Raw genomic sequence first — 19,844 nt, 5'->3', positions numbered from 1 at the left:
CTATTGGGGAAATCCGGAGGGGTCGATGAGCTTTGCGATAACGGGAAAATACGCATCGCCCATGCCCTTGTCGATCGTCTCCTGGAAGATGGTGCGCATCAGCGCCGCGCCGCGCAGATTTAGCCCGGCTTGCGCGCCAAGCTCCAGCGCATAGGAAAGGTCCTTCATTGCATATTCGGTGGAGAACGCCCGCAGAGGAAAATCCTTGGCAACGATCGCCTTCATGCCGTGATTACGCAGCGCAAAGCTGTCCGCTGACCCCTTGGACAGCGTCTCCAGCAGCAGCTTCGGCTCGACGCCGCTGTGCTTGGCGATCGCGACCGCCTCCGCCAGCGCATTGACGGTCTCGAACAGAACCATGTTGTTCAGGATCTTCGTCACCTGTCCGGCCCCGGTGCCTCCGCAGAGGGTGACGTCCGTTGCGAAATGCCGGATCAACGGCTCGACCCTGGCAAAGTGCTCGGGTGTGGCGCCAACCATGACGCTGAGCGTGCCGTCCTGCGCAGCCTGGCGCGTGCGCGCGATCGGGGCGTCGATCCAAAGCGCACCCTTGTCAGCGAGCTGCTTGGCGAACGACCGCGTTAGGCCGACATCGGAGGTGCCGAGATCGATCACGGTCTGGCCATTTCTGATCACCGGCAAAATGCCCTCGAAGACCGACATCACGTGCCTCGCGCTAGGCAGGCACAGGAAGATGGTCTCTGCGCCGGTGACGAGATCCCCGATCGACTTCGCCGCCGTGGCCCCGTCGTCCACGATCCGCGCCAGCGGCTCCGCGGCAAGGTCGAACGCGAGCACCGCCCGGCCGCTCTTGCGCAACAGGTTGCGGCAGATCGGCTCGCCCATGACGCCAAGACCGATGAACCCAATCGAACCAGACATTCCGTACTCTCCTCGAAATCTTCCGGCCGGGCAGGTACAGCCTGCCCGGCCGACGCGGTTACTTCACCAGCGGGCAGCCGCCTTCGCTCATCGGGCGGAACACTTCTTCGCCCGGCTTGGAGCTGACGACCCGGTAATAGTCGAACTTATACTTGGACTCCTCCGGTTTCTTCACCTGCACCAGGTACATGGTATGCAGCACGCGTCCGTCCGGGCGGATCGCAACGTCCTTGTTGTACATATCATTGACCTTCAGCTCGTGCATCTTGGCGGCAACGGCGGTCGCATCGGTGGTACCGGCTGCCTTAACGGCTGAAAGGTAGTGGTGGACGCCGCTATAGACGCCGGCCTGCACCATGCTGGCGACCTTGCCGTCCATCTGCGCGGCGTAGCGCTTCGACCAGGCACGGGTCTGCTCGTTGAGGTCCCAATAGAACGAGGTCGTCACCTGCAAGCCTTGGGTGACCTTCAGGCCCAGCGAGTTCACGTCCGTGATGAAAACGAGCAGACCAGCGAGCTTCTGGCCACCCTCGACGATACCGAATTCACCAGCCTGCTTGATAGCGGTCTGCACGTCTGCGCCCGACGTCGCAAGCCCAACAACGTCGGCCTTCGAGCCCTGCGCCTGCAACAGGAAGGACGCAAAATCAGCGGTGCCGAGCGGATGGGCGGCCGAGCCGATCACCTTGCCGCCCGCGGCCTCGATGAATTTCGTGGCATCGCGTTGAAGCGCGTGGCCGAAAGCGTAGTCGGCCGTCACGAAGTACCAGGTTTTGCCGCCGGCCCGCGTGATCGCGTCACTGGTGAGCTTGGACAGCGCGTAGGTGTCGTAGTTGAAGTGGAAGCTGACCGGCGAGCAGGATTTCCCGGTGAAGTCGGACGAGCCGGGGCCAGAGATGACGAAGATCTTGTTCTTCTGTTTCGCAACTTCGAGGATGGCAAAGCCGGCCGACGAGGCCGCGCCGTCCGCAATCATGTCGACGCCTTCATTGTCGAACCATTTGCGCGCGGTGGCCGATGCGATGTCGGGCTTGTTCTGATGGTCGGCCGAAATGATCTCGATCTTCTTGCCGAGCAGCTCGTTGCCGAAGTCCTCTGCGGCGAGCTTTGCAGCGACCACCGAGCCGCGCCCGCCATTGTCGGCGAACACGCCCGACTGGTCGTTGAGCACGCCAATCCTGATCACATTGTCGGCTGCAAACGCAGTGCTCGCTTGTGCGGCCAGAATCGCCGCCATCATCCAACGCAACTTCATAACTACGCTCCCTTTCAATAATTCTGCTTATCGAGGATGTCTTGCAGCACCGGCGCGATGTAGCGCCGGAACTGTTCCGGGTTCTCACTCATCGGAAAGTGGCCGAGCCGCTCCATCACCGTCGCCTTGGCACCGGGAATGCCGGCGGCGGTGCGCAGCGTGTCTTCCGGCGTGCAGGAGAAATCGTACTCGCCGGTGAGGAGATAAAGCGGGCACTGGTTGACGTCGATGTCAGAGGTGCGCCCGCGCAGATCGCCGTCGACGCGATAGAAATAGAGATCGCCCTTGAAGATGCCGGGGCCACCCTGCTTGTAGCCCCACAGCGTCTCGTCGCGCGAGGCTTCCGGGCCGTTGGGCGCGATCAGCCCGGAGACCAGCGCGGCGCAGACCTCGCCGCCATGAACGTCGGGCCGGTTCAGCCAAGCCGTGTCGTACCAGGGTTGCTGGAAGTCCGCGGCCTCCAGCCCGATCAATGCGCGAAACTCGCGCGCATGCTCGATGGCCAGATTGAGCACGATACGGCCGCCGATCGAGCACCCCATCACCACCGGGCGCTCCAGCTTCAGCGCGTTGCAGAACGCGCGGATGGTTGCCGTGTAGCTCGCGGTGGTCAGCCGATACTCGGTGCCATATTGGCTGTCAGGCGGATTGGACTTGCCGTGCCAAGGCATGTCGAAGGCGACGACGCGGAAATGTCCGGTGAACTCGGGATCGGTCAGCAAGTGGCGCCATTGCCGCGCGTCAGAACCGGCGGTGTGGAGGCAGACCAAGGGAATGCCGCTGCCGTTCTCCTCGAAATAGATCCGGTTGATCTCTCCATTGATTTCGACGTGCACGTAGCGCCCGACGATCGGCTCGATGAAGCCGTTCATGACGCACCTCCGAAACCGCTCCGCCGGGGCAACGCCAGCAGATCCTTGAAATACTGAAGATGCGTCATGAAGGGATGCAGATCCCCTTCAAGGGTCGCCTGTCCGCGCTTGGTCAGCGCGAGCAGGTCATGCCAGCCGGCCGGTGGCATCTGCTGCCAATGGGCAGCAAGTGCAGCCGGCGTCGCACGATAGGCGAACCGCCAGGTGCGCATCAGGACAGGTGCCGGCGTCATATCCACGATCTGCCCGGCGCGGATGGCGACGTGAAATGGCTGGGTGCTCGGGCCGAGCAGGCAGTCGACGTCGAGCCAGCGTCCGCGGACGGTCAAATCAGCGTCGTGTGCCAGCAAGTCCGGGATCGTCTTGAAGGCTGCGATGACGGCGTCCGGCGCGAACGGCACCGGATCGGTGTCGTGACGAACCAGTCTCGATTCCATCGTCTCGCCTCCCTTATTCTGCTGTACAGAACGTCATTCTATTTATATTCTAGTTCTATACAGGCCTCCCGCCCGAACTCAAGTGGGTGTGATGCTCAAGGAGCCGCATGCCGTCGCGAGGGGCTTCAACAGGAGGGCTGTCTCGGGAGTTGTCGGCTCGAGATTAGGCCTCGAAGACGCGCGCAAGCAACCAATAGCCGCCAAGCACGCCGATGATCGCGGACAGCGCGTAGACCAGCGCCGGCGCCCTCACCGGTTCGGAACGGTCTTCAAGGCTGGGTCGGTCGGCCAAACGGAGGATCGGCAACGCGATCGCAACGATGGCAACCTGTCCGATTTCGACGCCGATATTGAAAGCGGCAAGCGCCGTCGCCGCTGCGTTCGGCGGCAGCCCGATCTCGCGAAGCACGCCGGCGAAGCCGAAGCCGTGGATCAGTCCGAACAGAAACGCCGCGCGCCAACGCTTGTCGACGTCGCGCGAGAAGAAGTTCTCCACGGCGACGAAGACGATCGAGGCTGCGATTGCGGGCTCCACGATGCGGCTCGGGATGACGAGAACGTCAAGTGCGGCGAGCGACAAGGTGATCGAATGGGCGATGGTGAAGGCAGTCACGATCTTGACCACAGGAATGAGCCGTCTTGCCCACAGCACCACGGCAACCAGAAATGCGACGTGATCGTAGCCGAGAAAGATGTGTTCGATCCCGGTGAGGACATAGCGCTGCATCGTCGACAGCAGCGACGGCGGCGCGGCTGAAAGCGTGACTGTCGTGTTGCCTGCATCGAGCAAGGCCTGCGCCTCCGACCGGCCTTGCGCAATCAGTACGATTTGACGTGCGGCCGGATCCTTATCGGTCAACACGGTCGAACGATAGACGATGTCGCCGGCGGCATCAGCGCAGGCAAAGCCGTTGCGATAGATGATGCCGTCGCCGTCGGCCAGGATCGCCGCATCTCCGGCCGCACAGGGCTTGGCACCGCCCGTGACAGCTAGGTGCGTGCTCATATAGGCGAGGATGGCGGATTTGGCTGCTTCGACCGCGGCGGGATCGACCGCGTCTTGCCTGGGGTCGTACGTACGCAAACCGATCAGGCGATCGACATCGCTGCCCTTCAGTCCAAGTTCGATGCTGACCGCGCGATCGGGGCTCAACGCCACGCGCGCCGTGACGAGGTTGACCTGATGCGCCTCAGCCGGGACACAGATGCCGAGCAGGACCGCAAGCCACGGCAGAAGCAACCGCCTCATGACCCCGCTCCATCCCGCTCACGCCAGCACATCCGCCACGACCGCGTTGAGGACGCCCCGAGCATCGGCCGGCTTCAGCCGCACCTGCAAGCCGCGTTGACCGCCATTGAGATAGACCATGTCATGCGCGAGCGCACTCCGCTCGATCACGGTGCGCGCGGGCTTACGCTGCCCGAACGGGCTGATGCCACCGACCTTGTAGCCGGTGACGCGTTCCGCCTCGGGCGGCTTCATCATCTGCGCCGACTTGCCGGCCATGGCGGCGGCGAGCTTCTTCATCGAGACTTCACGGTCGGACGGCACGACCACGCAGACCGGCTTGCCGTCTACCTGCGCCATCAGCGTCTTCAGGACGCGCGCGGGATCCTCACCGAGTGCTGATGCAGCTTGCAGCCCGATGCTCTCGGCGTCGGGATCGTAGTCGTAGGCGTGGATGGTGAAGGCGACACCGGCGGCGGTGAGCGCTCGCGTGGCTGGGGTGACCCTGGACATGGGCCATATCTACCACCGACACTGCGAGGAGCGAAACGGCGAAGCAATCCAGGATCCCACCGCGGACAGTCTGGATTGCTTCGCTACGCTCGCAATGACGGTGTGGGCGCAGACGAGGGTCACACCTCCGGCGTCCCCTACTCCGCCGCGTCCCGCATCTCGGCGCGCTCAGCCCGCGCCGCGCAGAACTTGAACTCCGGGATCTTGCCAAACGGATCGAGCGCCGGGTTGGTCAGCAGGTTCGCGGCCGCCTCCGCATAGCAGAACGGCATGAACACCATGTTCTCCGGCACATCACGGTCGGAGCGGACCTTGACCTCGACCGCGCCGCGGCGCGTCTCCAGGCGGATGAAGTCGCCCGGCATCAGCCTCTTCTTGCGCATGTCCTTTGGCGACATGAACGCGACCGCCTCGGGCTCGATCTGGTCGAGCACCTGTGCGCGGCGCGTCATCGAGCCGGTGTGCCAGTGCTCCAGCACCCGGCCGGTCGACAGCACCATCGGATATTCATCGTCCGGAATCTCGTCCGGCGGGATCACCTTGGCCGGCACGATCTTGCCCCGGCCGTTCGCGGTCGGGAAGCCGGTGGTGAAGATGATCTCGTTGCCGGGCTTGTCCGGATCGTCGACGGGGTAGGTGACCGCGCCTTCGCGCACGAGACGTTCCCAGGTGATGTTCTTGAGCGACGGCATCAGTTGCGCCATCTCGGTGAAGACGTCGCCGGGCCCGGAATAATTCCATGGCAAGCCCATGCGCTTGCCGATCTCCTGGATGATCCAGAGATCCTGCCGCGCATCACCGGGCGGCTTGACCACCTGGCGTGCGAGTTGCACGCGGCGGTCGGTGTTGGTGAAGGAGCCGTCCTTCTCCGCGAAGGCGGACGCCGGCAGGATCACGTCGGCATGGAACGCGGTCTCGGTGACGAAGAGATCCTGCACCACGAGGTGATCGAGCATCGCCAGCGCCTGACGCGCATGCTGGAGATCCGGGTCGGACATCGCGGGGTTCTCGCCCTCGATATACATGCCCTTGATCTCGCCGGCGTGGATCGCATTCATGATCTCGACCACGGTCAGGCCGCGGACGGGATCGAGATCCTGCAGCCAGAGCTTCTCGAAATTGCTGCGCATGTCGTCGCGCCCGACCGGCTGATAGTCCGGCAGGAACATCGGGATCAGGCCGGCATCGGAGGCGCCCTGCACGTTGTTCTGGCCACGCAGCGGATGCAGGCCGGTGCCGGGACGGCCGACCTGGCCGGTGATCAACGCCAGCGCGATCAGGCAGCGCGCATTGTCGGTGCCGTGGACGTGCTGGCTGATGCCCATGCCCCAGAAGATGATGGACGACTTTGCGCGGGCATAGGTCCGCGCCACCTCGCGCAGGGTCTGCGCCGGGATACCGCAGATCGCCTCCATCTTCTCCGGCGTGAACTCCTTGATCTTCTCCTTGAGCTCGTCGAACCCTTCGGTGTAGCCGGCAATGTACTGGTCGTCGGTCAGACCCTCGGTGATAATCGTATTGATCATCGCGTTGAGCATGGCGACGTCGGAGCCAGGCTTGAACTGCAGATGCTTGGTGGCGTGGCGCGACAGCGTCTGCCGGCGCGGATCCATCACGAACAGTTTTGCGCCATTCTGCTTGACAGCGTTTTTGATGAAGGTCGCCGCAACCGGATGGTTCACGGTCGGATTGGCGCCGATCACGATGATGACTTCGGCATCCATCGCCGCGGCAAACGGCGCCGACACCGCGCCCGAGCTCAGGCCTTCGAACAGCGCCGCCACCGACGAGGCGTGGCACAGCCGCGTGCAGTGGTCGACATTGTTCGAGCCGAAGCCGGTGCGCACCAGCTTCTGGAACAAATAGGCCTCTTCGTTGGAGCCCTTGGCCGAGCCGAAGCCGGCGAGCGCCTTCACGCCGTTCTCGTCGCGGATCTTGACGAGCCCCTTGGCGGCGATATCGAGCGCTTCCTCCCAGCTCGCTTCGCGGAAATGCGTGAACGGATTGGCCGGGTCGACCTGGTCATTGGCATCCTTCTTCGCATTCGGCAGCCGCACCAGCGGCCTGGTGAGACGATGCGGATGATGGATGTAGTCGAAGCCGAAGCGGCCCTTCACACAAAGCCGATTGTGATTGGCGGGGCCGTCGCGGCCCTCGGCGTAGATCACCTTCTCGTCCTTGACGTCGTAGGTGACCTGGCAGCCGACGCCGCAGAACGGGCAGAGCGAATCGACCTTCCTGTCGGGAAAGGTGACGCGGGTCTGCTTGTCGTCCAGCATCACGGCCGGCATCAAGGCGCCGGTCGGACAGGCCTGCACGCACTCGCCGCAGGCGACGCAGGTGGACTCGCCCATGGGGTCGTCGAAGTCGAACACGACCTTTGCGCCGTGGTTACGATAGGCCATGCCGATGACGTCGTTGACCTGGACCTCGCGACAGGCGCGCACGCACAGGCCGCACTGGATGCAGGCATCGAGATTGACGCGCATCGCCGGATGGCTGGCGTCGGTCGTCCACCGCTCGGCGGCGGGGAAGCGGCTCTCGGTGATGCCTGTCGTTTCGGCCCAATGCCAGAACTTCGAGTCTGGATCGTGCGAGGTCTCGCGCGCCGGCTGGTCGGCGACCAGCAGCTCCATCACCATCTTCTGCGCGGACACTGCACGCGCCGACTCGGTCTTCACCTTCATGCCGACCGATGGCGTGCGCTTGCAGGACGCCGCCAGCACCCGCTCGCCCTCGATCTCGACCATGCAGGCGCGGCAATTGCCGTCGGGGCGATAGTCCGGCGCCGGCGAATAGCACAGATGCGGAATCTCCCGCCCCTGGCGTTTTGCAACCTGCCAGATCGTTTCGCCGGGATTGGCCTCGACCTGCTTGCCGTCGAGCTCGAACGTAATCTTGGTCATTCGGCCGCTTCCTTGAACTCGTCAGGGAAATATTTGATCACGGATGAGAGCGGATTCGATGCCGCCTGTCCGAGCCCGCAGATCGAGGCATCGCGCATCGCCTGGCTCAATTCTTCCAGCAAGGCACGGTTCCAGACCGGCTTCTGCATCAGCAGCGCCGCCTTTTGCGTTCCGACGCGGCACGGAGTGCATTGGCCGCAGCTCTCGTCCTCGAAGAACTTCATCAGGTTCAGCGCCGCTGCGCGCACGCTGTCCTTCTGAGACAGGATCACGATCGCCGCCGATCCGATGAAGCAGCCGTATTTCTCCAGCGTGCCGAAATCGAGCGGAATGTCGTCCATCGACGCCGGCAGGATGCCGCCGGACGCACCGCCCGGAAGATAGGCGTAGAACTGATGGCCGTCGGCCATGCCGCCGCAATATTCGTCGATCAGCTCGCGTACGGTGATGCCGGCGGGGGCGAGCTTCATGCCGGGATCCTTCACGCGTCCCGAGACCGAGAAGCTGCGGAGACCATGACGCTCGTGGCGACCATGGCCCCTCCACCATTCGGCGCCCTTCTCGACGATGTCGCGCACCCACCACAGCGTCTCGATATTGTTGATGAGCGTCGGCAGCCCGAACAGGCCGACCTGGAACGGATAAGGTGGCTTGTGCCTGGGCAGGCCGCGCTTGCCCTCGATGCTCTCCAGCAGCGAGGATTCCTCACCGCAGATGTAAGCGCCGGCACCGCGCCGCAGGTGCAGCGTCGGCCCGCCCGGCGGCAGCTTTGCGATCTCGCGCTGGAGAATCTCGCGCGAGGCCGGATATTCGTCGCGAAGATAGATGTAGACATCGGAGGCCTGCACGACATGCGCGCCGATCAGCATGCCCTCGATGAAGCGATGCGGATCGGTTTCGAGGTAATGACGGTCCTTGAACGTGCCGGGCTCGCCCTCATCGCCGTTGATCGCCATCAGCCGCGGCCCTGGCTCGCCGAGCACGGCGCGCCATTTGCGCCCTGTGGGAAAGCCCGCGCCGCCGAGTCCGCGCAGCGAAGCGTCGTCGAGCGCCTTCAGGAGATCGTCCTTCGACAGCTCGCCCGAGCGTACGCGATCGAGGAGCCTGTAGCCGCCGGCGGCGACATAGGCCTCATAGCCGGTATATTCAGGCAGATGCGCGTGAGTGTCGCCGGCCTTGGCCGCCTTTATCACATTGGCGACGGTGGCATGGTCGACGAAGTTGTGACCGACCTCTGCCGTGGGCGCGGTATCACAACGGCCGACGCAGGGCGCGCGCACGACGCGGATGCCAGGCCCGGACGCGCTCTGCAGATCCTCGAGCAGCTTCTCGCCGCCAAGCATCGCGCAGGTCAGCGAATCGCAGACGCGGATCGTCAGCGGCGGGATGTCCGGCTCGCCTTCCTTCACCACGTCGAAATGCGCGTAGAAGGTTGCCGTCTCGAACACCTCTGCAAATGAGAGCTTCATCTCGTCGGCGAGCGCGGCCAGATGCGCAGCCGAGATCTGGCGGTACTTGTCCTGGATCAGGTGGAGATATTCGATCAGGAGATCGCGACGCCGCGGCCTGTCGCCAAGCAGAAGCTCGATCTCGTGCGCGGCGGTCGGATCAATCTGGCGCCCTTTAGGGGTGGCCTTGGCGCGCCGGCGCCCCTCGCCCGGATGCTCGAACGGGCGGACCTCATGCACGTCGTGGCTCATCGATTGGTCCCGATCTCGTCTCTTTCTAGAACGACTGCAGTTCTAGCTTCTGGCATGCCAGATGCCAAGCAGGTTATCATGCTGGCGGAAGCAGTTGAGCGCAGCAACGCACCCCTGGAGCGCGCGCGGACACGTCTTGCGTTGGTCCGACACGCCGACTGACAGAAGGAAGCCTGAATTAGTCCGGAGATCAATAAAGGCGTCCTATGCTGCGATAGCGAAATCAAATCGCGCTCCCGCCCCAAGCTAGGCGGAAGCGCGGATGGTGCTCTCCCGCGGTGAATGCGCGATCAGAAGATCTTGATCGCGCTCTCCAGCGTCTTCCACACACCCCAGGCCAGGGGAATGCCGACGAAGGCCCAGAACAGCGCCGCCTTGGCATCGAGCCCGCCAAAGCCGATGCCGTAGGAGCCGTGCGGTCCCGCGGCTGCTGCGCTGGCGCTCGCCGCCTGCAGCTTGGCAACGTCGGCGTCCTTCATGTGCCATTTCGAGTCGACCGGCTTGATCAGATAGTTGCAGATCAGGCCGGCGATCAGCATGGCGCAGAGAATGTACATCGTCGTGTTGTAGAGCTGGTCGCGCGGCACGCCGGCCGCAAGCTGGAACTCGCGGATGTAGTTCACAACCACGGGACCAATGATGCCCGCGGTCGACCACGCCGTCAGCAGCCGGCCGTGGATGGCGCCGACGAACTGGGTGCCGAACATGTCGGCAAGATAGGCCGGCACGGTCGCAAAGCCGCCGCCATACATCGACAGGATGATGCCGAAACCGACCACGAACAGCAGCTTCGAGCCCATCGCCGCGAAGGTCGGCGCCAGCGCATACAGCACGATGCCGAGGATGAAGAACGTGTAGTAGGTGTTCTTGCGTCCGATCTTGTCCGACAGCGAGGCCCAGAAGAAGCGGCCGCCGATATTGAACAGCGAGAGCAACCCGGCGAAGCCCGCAGCGATCGCTGCGATCTGCGCCTTCTGTCCTGCATCAAGCGCATTGAAGCCTACGTCCGGCAGGCCGATCAGCTTGCCGCCGAAGATCTCCTGCAGCATCGGCGAGGCCATGCCGATCACGCCGATGCCAGCCGACACGTTCAGGCACAGGACCCACCAGATCAGCCAGAACTGCGGCGTCTTGTGCGCATCATTAAGATGGACGTTGTTCTTCGAGATCATCGCGTTGGCCTTGGACGGCGGGGTCCAGCCCTCGGGCTGCCAGCCCGCCGGCGGCAGGCGATAGCGGAATGCGCCGATCATCATGAACACGAAGTAGATGACGCCCATCGCGACGAAGGTCTCCCAGACGCCGACCGAGCTCGGACTCTTGAAATAGTTCATCAGGAGGTTCGCCAATGGCGCGCCGATCATGGCGCCGCCGCCGAAGCCCATGATGGCCATGCCGGTCGCCATGCCGCGACGGTCCGGAAACCATTTCACGAGCGTCGACACCGGCGAGATATAGCCGAGGCCGAGACCGATGCCGCCGATCACGCCCGACCCCAGCCACAGCAGCCAGAGCTGATGGGTGTAGATGCCGATCGCGCCGAGGAAGAGACCGCCGCACCAGCACAGCGCCGAGACGAAGCCGGCCTTGCGCGGGCCGACGCGCTCCAGCCAGCCGCCCCAGACCGCAGCCGCGATGCCGAGCAGCACGAAGAACAGCGTGTACATCCAGCCCATGCTGGCGACCCGCCAGTCGCAGGTGGTCGTAAACAGCTCCTGGACCAGCGACATGTCCGGACATGCCTTCGGCGCGGTCACGCCGATCGCGCGCGACAGCGGCAGCCAGAAGACCGAGAAGCCGTAGGCCATGCCGATGCACAGATGGATGCACAGCGCCGCAGGCGGCACCAGCCAGCGATTGAAACCGGCGGTCGCGATCGTGCGTTCACGATCGAGCAAACCGGGAGCACCAACCGGTGCAAGAACGGTATCAGCGGTCGTCATAAGCATTCCCTCCCAAGTGCGGCCTTGCCGGCACACCGATTTGAGACCGGCCATGCGTGCTCGGCAGCCGCGCATGACAGGTCGGATTTCGCGTCGAAGCGGAATGCGCAGGCGCGCTCGCGTCATGTGCGCCGAGCAAGCAGCTGATCGCGGCGACATCCCTTCGCCTCGCCAGCAGCGTTGCAGTCGTGCTCTCGCGCCCTCATCCCCCTCTACACCTTGTCCCGAGATGAGCAACGCGCGTGCCAGAAGTCGCATCGTGACGATTCAACGACTTCCCGCAGCGCAATGTGCTGCGCCGGACAGAATGTCCGGACCTCATCGGACAAAATGTCCAATCAGGAGGCTTCCGGCAGCCAGACCGTGAACGTGCTTCCGAGGCCGACGCGGCTTTCGGCGGTGATCTGGCCGCCCTGTCGCTCGATCAGCGTCTGGCTGATGGAGAGTCCGAGCCCGGTGCCTTGCCGCCGTTTCGTCGTGTAGAAGGGATCGAAGATCTTCTCGATCACCTCGGTGCTCATCCCGATGCCGGTGTCGGCAACCGCCATGGCGACGCCCGGATGGCCGTCGCGCTCGGCATCGAAAGAGCGGAGCGTCAGGGTTCCGCCGTCCGGCATGGCGTGAATCGCGTTGACGATGAGATTGATCAGGACCTGCTGCAACTCGTTGCGGTTCATCAGCACGAGCCGGCTGGCGCGGTCGTCCCTGACCACGGCGATCTCGGTCTTGTTCAGAAGATGCTGCACCAGCGGCAGACAGTCGGAGATCACGCTGGCTGGCGCATGGCGCTCGACGTAGCCGGCATATTCCTCCGGCCTTGCGAACTGCAGCAGCTTGGTCACGATCTGGCTGATGCGATGGATCTGCTCGTCCAGCAGGCGAAACTCGACCTTCGCCTTGTCGGCATCGGCACCGAACACGCTGCGGATGACGTCGAGATTCCCCTGCATCACCGCGATCGGGTTGTTGATCTCGTGCGCAACGCCGGCAGTGACCTCCCCGATCGCAGCCAGCTTCTCGGACATGATGAGCTGCTTGGTGGTCGCCTCGAGCTTGAGATTGGCGTGCTCGAGGTCGCGGGTGCGCTCCCGCACGCGGACGTTCAGCTCCTCATTCCATTCCCGGAGCTGCCGGTCGCGTTCCTGGATCTGGTCGAGCAGGCTGTCGAGATGGACGGCGACGCGACCGATCTCGTCACCCGACACCGGCATCTTGGTCCGGGCGGAGAGGTTGCCACGCTCCACCTCGGAGATCGTCGCCGTGACGCGCTCCAGCGGCATGAAGATGGAGGACGCCCAGCGCAGGAAGATCGGCACGGTCGCGGCCGTGATGGCGACGAACGCTGCGACGATGATCACCAATGTCTGGTACTTGGCTTCGCTGAACGGCTTCTCCAGGAAGCCGACATAGAGCATGCCGACCCGCTTGCCGTAACTGTCGACCAGCGGCTCGTAGGCGGAGATGTACCAGTCGTTGACCACGAAAGCGCTGTCGAGCCAGGTCCGCCCCTCGCCCAGCACGGCCGAGCGCACCGCCGCCGAGACGCGGGTGCCGAGCGCGCGCCGTCCCTCGAACAGACGGACGTTGGTCGATATCCGCACGTCGTCCAGGAACAGCGTCGCGGTGCCCTGACTGCCCTCAGGCAGGCTCGCCGCGCGATAGACGAGATCGTTGATCGTGTCGATGAATTCGAGATTCTGATTGAGCAGTGTGCCGCCGACCAGCGCAGCGGCGCCGCCGTCGGGCAACATCGCCCGGCTCGCCGCATGCACGACCATCCCGCGCGTCTCGGTGCTGCGGTCGGTCGGCACCGCGTTCGGCGTCGGCACGATGTCCAATCGCGCGCGCTCGGCCAGGACGGGCGAAATTGCGGCGAGCTCGTCATTGTCGAAAATGTCGACCCCGGTCGCGGGGACCTCGCCCGACAGTGCCGACTTGATGATCGGCCAGTCACTTCTCGGCCGATGCTGTAGCGGCGGCGATGCTGCCAGGACGTCCCCGCGACCGTTGGTCAGATACAGAAAATCGAGACCGATCTCCTTGCGGGCCTCGTCGAGCAGATCCTGCAGGGGGCCGCGCGCATCCGACGCCAGCACCTCGTGGAAGCGGGCCGACAGGCTGAGCGCCCGGATCTGTACGCCGGTCTTTTCCAGGATGCGGGCGAGATATTGGTGAGCGATGGTGAGATCGCCGTTCACCTTGGAGATCAGGGTCGCATCGAATTTCGCGTTCCAGCGATAGATCGCAACGCCGAGCAGGAGCGGCAGGATGACCAGCATCGGCAGCAGCGCGATCGCGAGCAGGCGAAAGCGGACGGAGCGCCCCCGCACCAGTTCGGCGCTGCGGCCGGCGGCTTCAGGCATCCCACAACGCGCATTTGCGGTCGATGGTCTTGCGCGAGATACCGAGGCGCCGGGCCGCCTCCTCGCGATTGCCGTTGACCTCCTTCAGCACGCCGAGAATGTGACGGCGCTCGAGCTCCGCAAGACTGTCGGCGGGCGCCGGCTGCGTGTCGTTGCGGGGACCGGCGAAATCGTCGGGGAAGGCGCCGAGGATGAGCGTCCGCTCGATCAGATTGCGCAGCTCCCGCACATTGCCGGGCCAGTCGTAGCTGACGAGCGCCGCCCGCACCGAGGCGTCGATCGGCACCGGCGGCATGCCGAGCTGCACGGACAGCTTGCTCATGAAGATGGTGGCAAGCTCCTGCACGTCGTCGCCGCGATCCTTCAGCAGCGGCAGGCGGATCTGCATCACGTTGAGCCGGTAGAACAGATCGGCTCGGAAACGGCCCTTTTCGACCTCCTTCTGGAGCTCGGCATTGGTTGCGAAGATGAAGCGCAGGTCGACCGGCACTTCACGCTCGGAGCCGACCGGACGGACGCGGCGATCCTCGAGCACGCGGAGCAGCTTGCTTTGCATCGGCAGCGGCAGCTCTCCGATCTCGTCTAGGAACAGCGTGCCGCCATGCGCATACAGGAACAGGCCCTCGCGCCCCGAATCGGCGCCGGTGAAGGCGCCCTTGATGTGTCCGAACAGCTCGGCCTCGATCATCTCGGGCGGGATAGCCGCGCAATTGACGGGCACGAACGGCTTGTCGGCGCGGTCGGACAACGAGTGGATCGAGCGCGCCGCCACTTCCTTGCCGGTGCCGGATTCACCGGTGAGCAGAACCGAGGTCGGCAGGCGCGCGACGCGCGCGATGGTCTCGCGCACGCGCAGCGTCGCTGCCGACTGTCCAATCAGATTGTCGCGCAGCAAGGTGCGGTCGGACGAGGCACGCAAAGCATAGCGCAGGACATAATTCTCGCGCTGGAGGCGGACGCGGTCGAGGCACCGTGCCACGGCGTTGAGAATCTGGTTGGAGCGGAACGGCTTCAGCACGAAATCGGCCGCACCGGCGCGCAGGGCCTGGATCGCGGTGTCGAGGTCGGCATAGGCGGTGATCAGGATGGCGTCAGCGAAAAAGCCCACGGCGCGCTGCTCGGCGAGCCAGTCGACGCCATTCTTGCCGGGCATGATGTTGTCGAGAATGACGACGTCGTACCGATTGGAATCGAGCTTGCGCGAGGCCTGGTCAGTATCGGCCGCATCGTCCACCAGCTTGCAGCGCGGGGCAAGCGTGCGCATCAGGAAATTGCGCATGCCCGGCTCGTCGTCGACGATCAGGATCGAGGCTTGCGCCAGGGCACTGAACTCCGGCCCTGCAGCCGTCTTGCCGAGCTTGATGGCGGGCTCGCGGCTCCCCGCGGGACTTGCGGCTGCCCTCGATGTTGAGAAAGTCATGCCCGATGTCTTAGGTTCGAGAACTTGGGTTTGAGATCATCTACCGCAACAATCGGCGCGCTTTCGCATTGCAGCGAAGGCTCCGGCCGTTTCCGCCGCAGGCGCAGCATAGTCAAACCACGCCGTCGTGAACATTCGCCTTTCTACAAGGCGCCGCCCTTTTCGACCAGGAACACGATGCGCGCCTCGTTGCGCTCGGTAATTTCGACCTTGTCGCCGGTCTCTCGGATCAGGTTCGGAATGTCAATGACCGACAAGGGATCGGTGCAGTGAACCTCGAGCTGATCGCCCGGCTGCAAAGGCTTGAGCGCCTTGCGCGTCTTGAGGGCCGGCAACGGGCACTTAAGCCCGGTGAGATCGAGGGTCGTTCGGGTCATGGCCGCAACATGGCGGGACGAAGCGATGGCGTCAACGGAGTGCCTCTAGAGCAGGTCGGCATAGGACAAGAAGCCCACGTCCTGCCCCGGCTCCACATTCGTGATGTCCTCACCGAGCGCGACGAGACCGTCGGTCTCGACCAGCGAGGACAGCAGCCCGGCCCCCTCGCGCGGGAACTTGATCGCCTCGAGCCGGCCGTCCTGCGCGCGCCGCAACGAAGCGCGCACATACTCGCGCCGCCCCGCCTTCTTCTTGTAAGCAAACGCCGCGCGCACCGGGATGGGCAAGAGCGGCTCCGGCAGACTACCCGCAAGGGCCAGCACCGTCGGCCGCACCACATGCACGAAGGTGACGAAGCTCGCGACGGGATTCCCGGGCAATCCGATCAGCGGTGTGCCGTCGACGATCCCCATCGCCACGGGCCGCCCGGGCTTGATCGCCATCCGCCACAGCACCAGCGAGCCGATGCTCTCGACCGCCGCCTTGACATGATCCTCCTCACCGGTCGAGACGCCGCCGGTCGTGAGGATCAGGTCGTGGCGGCCTGCGACCTGCTTCAGGCCGCTCGCGAGCGAGGCGCGCTCGTCGCGCAGGATGCCGAGATCGCTGACCTCGCAGCCGAGCCGGCGCAGCATCGCCACCAGCATGAAGCGGTTGGAATCGAACAGCTGCGAGGCTGCGCGCGCCTCGCCGGGCGAAGCCAGTTCGTCGCCGGTCGAGAACACGGCAACTCGGATGCGCCTGACGACGTCGAGCCTTGTCAGGCCGAATGCGGCGGCAAGCGCGACATGCTGGGGCCGCAAACGCTGCCCGCCACGAAGCGCGACGTGACCTTGCGCAATATCCTCACCCGCCGGACGGACATTGGCGCCAGGCTTCAGCCCCGGCGGCAGCACGATCTTGCCGGACTCATCGACGCGGACATCCTCCTGCATGAAGACGGTCTCCGCATCCGGCGGCATCGGCGCGCCGGTGAAGATGCGCGCCGTGTGGCCGGGCTTGATCGGCGCCTGTGCGCGGCCGCCGGCCTGGATCCGGCCATCGAGCGGGAACGATTGCTCCGTGCTTTTCGGAAGATCTGCGTTGCGGACGGCATAGCCGTCGACGGCGGAGTTGGTGAAGGGCGGCAGCGGCAAAGGTGCTGCCACATCGCGCGCGAGCACGCGTCCGTCCGCATCGACGAGCGCAACCGTTTCGAGATCCGCGATTGCGTTGACGCGCGTCGTGATCAAGCCGACTGCGTCGTCGACCGACATCATCGGTCCGCCAAAGGCAAAGCAATCGTCCGACAGTTGCGCCATGGTGCCTCGTCAGCGCATCGCCGCGCTTTTCGCCACTGCTTCCTCGACCGGCATCGCCGCGCGCAGCATCAATGCGGCGGCGCCCGCGACATCGTCGAGATGGACAGTCGGGAGGCTTGTGTCAATCGCGACGTCGCTCGCAATGCCGGCAATCCCGGTATCCTCGGGGAACAGCAGCGGCTTGCCGTTTGCGGCGCGATGCACCTCGATCTTGCGATGCGGCTCGCGCTTGAAACCCTCGACCACGACGAGATCGACCGCAGACAGCTTGCCGAGCAGCTCCGGCAGCCGCGGCTCCGCCGCCCCGCGCAACTCGTGCATCAGGGCCCAGCGGTTCGACGAGGCAACCAGCACCTCCGCGGCTCCGGCCTCGCGATGGCGCCAGGAATCCTTGCCGGGCACATCGACGTCGAACCGGTGATGCGCATGCTTGATGACCGAGACGCGCAAACCTTGCGCGTTGAAAAGCGGAATCAGCCGCGTCAACAGCGTCGTCTTGCCCGCACCGCTCCAGCCTGCAAGGCCGATGACTTTCATTCCAGCTCCGTCTGGGCACGCGATCCGGCCCTTGTGGAACCGCTCTCTCCACCGTCATTGCGAGCGTAGCGAAGCAATCCAGATTGGATCTGGGGGGCGTTCCTAGATTGCTTCGCTGCGCTCGCAATGACGGCAAGGCGGCATTTCGCTCTCTCGCCGCCATGCATATATCGGCCTCGACCGAATGTCATGCTAACCTCTCGGCCATGATGAAGATCGACAAAGCCCCCGTGCCGCTGATCGTCCCCAACCCGGACGACCCACGCCTGACCCAGAGCGTGACCGGGACCGACCAGACCGGCGCCACGGTCGAGATCAAGGTTCCGATGGAGCGACCGCTGACGCTCTACCTGAACGCCCAGGAGATCGTCACAATGATGACGATCGGCGACTATCCGGAATATCTGGCGCTCGGCTACCTGCTGAACCAGAACATGCTGAAATACAACGACGTGGTCACCGAGGTCGAATATGACGACGACCTCCAGGTCGTCGTCGTGCGCACCGAGCATCACACCAACTTCGAGGCCAAGCTGAAGAAGCGCACGCAGACCTCGGGCTGCGCGCAGGGCACCGCTTTCGGCGATTTGCTGGAGGCGGTCGAGAGCGTCGCGTTACCCAGGGCGGAGCTGCGCACCTCCTGGCTCTACCAGATGACGCAGACCATCAACACCATGCCTTCTCTCTACCTGGAGGCCGGCGCGATCCATGGCTGCGTGCTGTGCCAGGAAGGGGTCCCGCTCTGCTACACCGAGGACGTCGGCCGCCACAACGCGGTCGACAAGATCGCGGGCTGGATGTATCGCCACGGCGTCGATCCCGGCGACAAGATCCTCTACACCACTGGGCGCCTCACCTCGGAGATGGTGATCAAGACCGTCCGCATGGGAATCCCGATTCTGGTGTCGCGCTCCGGCTTCACCGCCTGGGGTGTCGATCTCGCAAGGCAGGTCGGACTGACGCTGGTGGGACGCACCCGCGGCAAGCGCTTCATCGCACTCGCGGGCGAGGAGCGCATCGTTTACGATCAGAACCTCGCTTATGTCGAGGAGGAGTCGGCCAAGCACAAGCGCAAGGGTGAAGGTGGTGACGACTGAATTGCCGGGGAGGACGAGTGTTCCGCCGACTGTCGGCGTGCTGCTCGCCGGCGGCCTCGCCCGGCGCATGGGTGGCGGCGACAAGCCGATGCGCACCATCGGCGGCCGCACCATTCTGGAGCGCGTGATTGCGCGGCTGTCGCCCCAGTGCAGTGGGCTGATCCTCAACGCGAACGGCGATCCCGCACGTTTCGCCGCGTTCGGCTTGCAGGTGGTCGCCGACGATGTGCCCGGCTTTCCGGGCCCGCTCGCCGGCATTCTCGCGGCGCTGGACTGGACCGCGGCGAACCGACCGGAGACCGAATGGGTGCTCAGCGCCGCCGGCGATTGCCCGTTCCTGCCCCGCGATCTCGTGGCGCGACTGCATGAGGCGCGTGCGCGCGAGAACGCGCAGCTCGCGGTAGCAGCATCAGGCGATCAGTCGCATCCGGTGATCGGGCTGTGGCGAGTCGCCTTGCGCGAGGAGTTGCGCCAGGCCCTGGTCGTCGAAGATCTCCGCAAGATCGATCGGTGGACCGCGCGCTATCCGCTCGCGACCGTGACGTGGCCGGCCGAGCCGCTCGATCCGTTCTTCAATGCCAACACGGTCGAGGACATTGCCGATGCTGAACGGCTGGCAGCACTGGACGATGCATCCTAGCGATCTCAGGACTTCGCGAACTCGTTGAGGAGCTGCGCCCAGATGATCGCGAAGGCGATCAGGCCAGAGAGGCCGACGATGGTGGTGAATCGCGGCAACCGGCCGATCGCGACCAGCAGCCAGGCCGGCAGGAAGAACAGGCCGAAGACAATGCCGAGCGGGAAAACCGCGAGCCATTGAAAGCCGGTGCCGTCCCCGGGCGGGACATTCGCAATGTAGTAGAAGGTGTAGAGCCAGAACAGCGTACCCGTCGCGGCAACGAGTGCAGCGATCCTGCGGAAATTGAGCGGTGTGGGCGCGCTCATGACTTGGCTCATGCTGCTTGGTCGCGACAGCGGTCACACAACTTCATGACGTCGCCGCCCAGGCTGC

General features: G+C 64.5%; 17 protein-coding genes. 2 read left to right on the top strand and 15 right to left on the bottom strand.

Annotation, left to right across the window (positions count from 1 at the left end):
- The 14 genes from ASG57_RS10370 to mobB all read right to left on the bottom strand — a co-directional run bounded on the left by ASG57_RS10370 (position 1) and on the right by mobB (position 17,735).
- Positions 1-882 (bottom strand): NAD(P)-dependent oxidoreductase, encoded by an 882-nt coding sequence (locus ASG57_RS10370; protein WP_024341625.1) that lies wholly within the window; start codon positions 880-882, stop codon positions 1-3.
- 58 nt (positions 883-940) lie between these two features.
- Positions 941-2,137 carry an ABC transporter substrate-binding protein gene (locus ASG57_RS10365; RefSeq protein WP_057196188.1) on the bottom strand — a complete coding sequence of 399 codons (1,197 nt, stop codon included), beginning with the start codon at positions 2,135-2,137 and terminating at the stop codon, positions 941-943.
- A gap of 14 nt (positions 2,138-2,151) precedes the next feature.
- Positions 2,152-3,009, bottom strand: coding sequence for an alpha/beta fold hydrolase (locus ASG57_RS10360; RefSeq protein WP_057196187.1), 858 nt, complete (start codon positions 3,007-3,009; stop codon positions 2,152-2,154).
- Complete coding sequence (locus ASG57_RS10355) at positions 3,006-3,446, bottom strand: hypothetical protein (protein ID WP_057196186.1); 441 nt, start codon at positions 3,444-3,446, stop codon at positions 3,006-3,008. The genes ASG57_RS10360 and ASG57_RS10355 overlap by 4 nt, the downstream gene beginning before the upstream one ends.
- 163 nt (positions 3,447-3,609) lie before the next feature.
- The gene (locus tag ASG57_RS10350) at positions 3,610-4,695 is read right to left on the bottom strand and encodes a HupE/UreJ family protein (protein WP_057196185.1); all 1,086 of its coding nucleotides are present in this window, start codon (positions 4,693-4,695) and stop codon (positions 3,610-3,612) included.
- Between the two features lie 18 nt (positions 4,696-4,713).
- A complete protein-coding gene (gene ybaK / locus ASG57_RS10345) occupies positions 4,714-5,187 on the bottom strand; it encodes a Cys-tRNA(Pro) deacylase (RefSeq protein ID WP_057196184.1) in 474 nt (157 codons plus the stop codon).
- Positions 5,188-5,324: 137 nt separating this feature from the next.
- Positions 5,325-8,093, bottom strand: a complete 2,769-nt coding sequence (gene fdhF, locus ASG57_RS10340; protein WP_057196183.1) for a formate dehydrogenase subunit alpha — start codon at positions 8,091-8,093, stop codon at positions 5,325-5,327.
- Positions 8,090-9,793, bottom strand: a complete 1,704-nt coding sequence (locus ASG57_RS10335; protein WP_057196182.1) for an NADH-ubiquinone oxidoreductase-F iron-sulfur binding region domain-containing protein — start codon at positions 9,791-9,793, stop codon at positions 8,090-8,092. Before ASG57_RS10335 ends, fdhF begins: the two co-directional genes overlap by 4 nt.
- A gap of 290 nt (positions 9,794-10,083) precedes the next feature.
- A complete protein-coding gene (locus ASG57_RS10330) occupies positions 10,084-11,736 on the bottom strand; it encodes an L-lactate MFS transporter (protein ID WP_057196181.1) in 1,653 nt (550 codons plus the stop codon).
- A 338-nt stretch (positions 11,737-12,074) separates the two neighbouring features.
- Positions 12,075-14,099: a sensor histidine kinase gene (locus ASG57_RS10325; RefSeq protein ID WP_057196180.1), complete on the bottom strand. Its 2,025-nt coding sequence runs from the start codon at positions 14,097-14,099 to the stop codon at positions 12,075-12,077.
- A complete protein-coding gene (locus ASG57_RS10320; protein WP_082528908.1) occupies positions 14,092-15,519 on the bottom strand; it encodes a sigma-54-dependent transcriptional regulator in 1,428 nt (475 codons plus the stop codon). The genes ASG57_RS10325 and ASG57_RS10320 overlap by 8 nt, the downstream gene beginning before the upstream one ends.
- Before the next feature lie 143 nt (positions 15,520-15,662).
- Positions 15,663-15,896: a sulfurtransferase TusA family protein gene (locus ASG57_RS10315; RefSeq protein WP_024341636.1), complete on the bottom strand. Its 234-nt coding sequence runs from the start codon at positions 15,894-15,896 to the stop codon at positions 15,663-15,665.
- Between the two features lie 45 nt (positions 15,897-15,941).
- The gene (locus tag ASG57_RS10310) at positions 15,942-17,198 is read right to left on the bottom strand and encodes a molybdopterin molybdotransferase MoeA (RefSeq protein ID WP_057196179.1); all 1,257 of its coding nucleotides are present in this window, start codon (positions 17,196-17,198) and stop codon (positions 15,942-15,944) included.
- Between the two features lie 9 nt (positions 17,199-17,207).
- Complete coding sequence (gene mobB, locus ASG57_RS10305; protein ID WP_024341638.1) at positions 17,208-17,735, bottom strand: molybdopterin-guanine dinucleotide biosynthesis protein B; 528 nt, start codon at positions 17,733-17,735, stop codon at positions 17,208-17,210.
- A gap of 206 nt (positions 17,736-17,941) precedes the next feature.
- Here mobB and ASG57_RS10300 point away from each other — a divergent pair, with 206 nt between their 5' ends.
- Together ASG57_RS10300 and mobA are read left to right on the top strand one after the other, a co-directional pair.
- A complete protein-coding gene (locus tag ASG57_RS10300) occupies positions 17,942-18,832 on the top strand; it encodes a formate dehydrogenase accessory sulfurtransferase FdhD (protein ID WP_024341639.1) in 891 nt (296 codons plus the stop codon).
- The gene (gene mobA / locus ASG57_RS10295; RefSeq protein ID WP_057196178.1) at positions 18,813-19,472 is read left to right on the top strand and encodes a molybdenum cofactor guanylyltransferase MobA; all 660 of its coding nucleotides are present in this window, start codon (positions 18,813-18,815) and stop codon (positions 19,470-19,472) included. Before ASG57_RS10300 ends, mobA begins: the two co-directional genes overlap by 20 nt.
- A gap of 5 nt (positions 19,473-19,477) precedes the next feature.
- On the opposite strand, the gene ASG57_RS10290 is transcribed toward mobA, so the two are convergent.
- The gene (locus tag ASG57_RS10290) at positions 19,478-19,777 is read right to left on the bottom strand and encodes a hypothetical protein (RefSeq protein ID WP_230646638.1); all 300 of its coding nucleotides are present in this window, start codon (positions 19,775-19,777) and stop codon (positions 19,478-19,480) included.
- Positions 19,778-19,844 lie beyond the last annotated feature (67 nt).

It is taken from the genome of Bradyrhizobium sp. Leaf396, from assembly GCF_001424605.1.
GTDB lineage: Bacteria > Pseudomonadota > Alphaproteobacteria > Rhizobiales > Xanthobacteraceae > Bradyrhizobium > Bradyrhizobium japonicum_C.
This window is presented reverse-complemented; position numbering and strand designations above follow the sequence as displayed.

Excerpts from the sequence above, each read along its gene's own strand:
- ASG57_RS10350 (WP_057196185.1), bottom strand. The coding sequence starts at position 4,695 with ATGAGGCGGTTGCTTCTGCCGTGGCTTGCGGTCCTGCTCGGCATCTGT.
- ASG57_RS10315 (WP_024341636.1), bottom strand. The coding sequence starts at position 15,896 with ATGACCCGAACGACCCTCGATCTCACCGGGCTTAAGTGCCCGTTGCCG.
- ASG57_RS10290 (WP_230646638.1), bottom strand. The coding sequence starts at position 19,777 with ATGAGCGCGCCCACACCGCTCAATTTCCGCAGGATCGCTGCACTCGTT.
- mobB (WP_024341638.1), bottom strand. The coding sequence starts at position 17,735 with ATGAAAGTCATCGGCCTTGCAGGCTGGAGCGGTGCGGGCAAGACGACG.
- ASG57_RS10325 (WP_057196180.1), bottom strand. The coding sequence starts at position 14,099 with ATGCCTGAAGCCGCCGGCCGCAGCGCCGAACTGGTGCGGGGGCGCTCC.
- ASG57_RS10355 (WP_057196186.1), bottom strand. The coding sequence starts at position 3,446 with ATGGAATCGAGACTGGTTCGTCACGACACCGATCCGGTGCCGTTCGCG.
- ASG57_RS10335 (WP_057196182.1), bottom strand. The coding sequence starts at position 9,793 with ATGAGCCACGACGTGCATGAGGTCCGCCCGTTCGAGCATCCGGGCGAG.
- ASG57_RS10320 (WP_082528908.1), bottom strand. The coding sequence starts at position 15,519 with ATGACTTTCTCAACATCGAGGGCAGCCGCAAGTCCCGCGGGGAGCCGC.
- fdhF (WP_057196183.1), bottom strand. The coding sequence starts at position 8,093 with ATGACCAAGATTACGTTCGAGCTCGACGGCAAGCAGGTCGAGGCCAAT.
- ASG57_RS10370 (WP_024341625.1), bottom strand. The coding sequence starts at position 882 with ATGTCTGGTTCGATTGGGTTCATCGGTCTTGGCGTCATGGGCGAGCCG.
- ASG57_RS10310 (WP_057196179.1), bottom strand. The coding sequence starts at position 17,198 with ATGGCGCAACTGTCGGACGATTGCTTTGCCTTTGGCGGACCGATGATG.
- ASG57_RS10300 (WP_024341639.1), top strand. The coding sequence starts at position 17,942 with ATGATGAAGATCGACAAAGCCCCCGTGCCGCTGATCGTCCCCAACCCG.
- ASG57_RS10365 (WP_057196188.1), bottom strand. The coding sequence starts at position 2,137 with ATGAAGTTGCGTTGGATGATGGCGGCGATTCTGGCCGCACAAGCGAGC.
- ASG57_RS10360 (WP_057196187.1), bottom strand. The coding sequence starts at position 3,009 with ATGAACGGCTTCATCGAGCCGATCGTCGGGCGCTACGTGCACGTCGAA.
- ASG57_RS10330 (WP_057196181.1), bottom strand. The coding sequence starts at position 11,736 with ATGACGACCGCTGATACCGTTCTTGCACCGGTTGGTGCTCCCGGTTTG.
- ybaK (WP_057196184.1), bottom strand. The coding sequence starts at position 5,187 with ATGTCCAGGGTCACCCCAGCCACGCGAGCGCTCACCGCCGCCGGTGTC.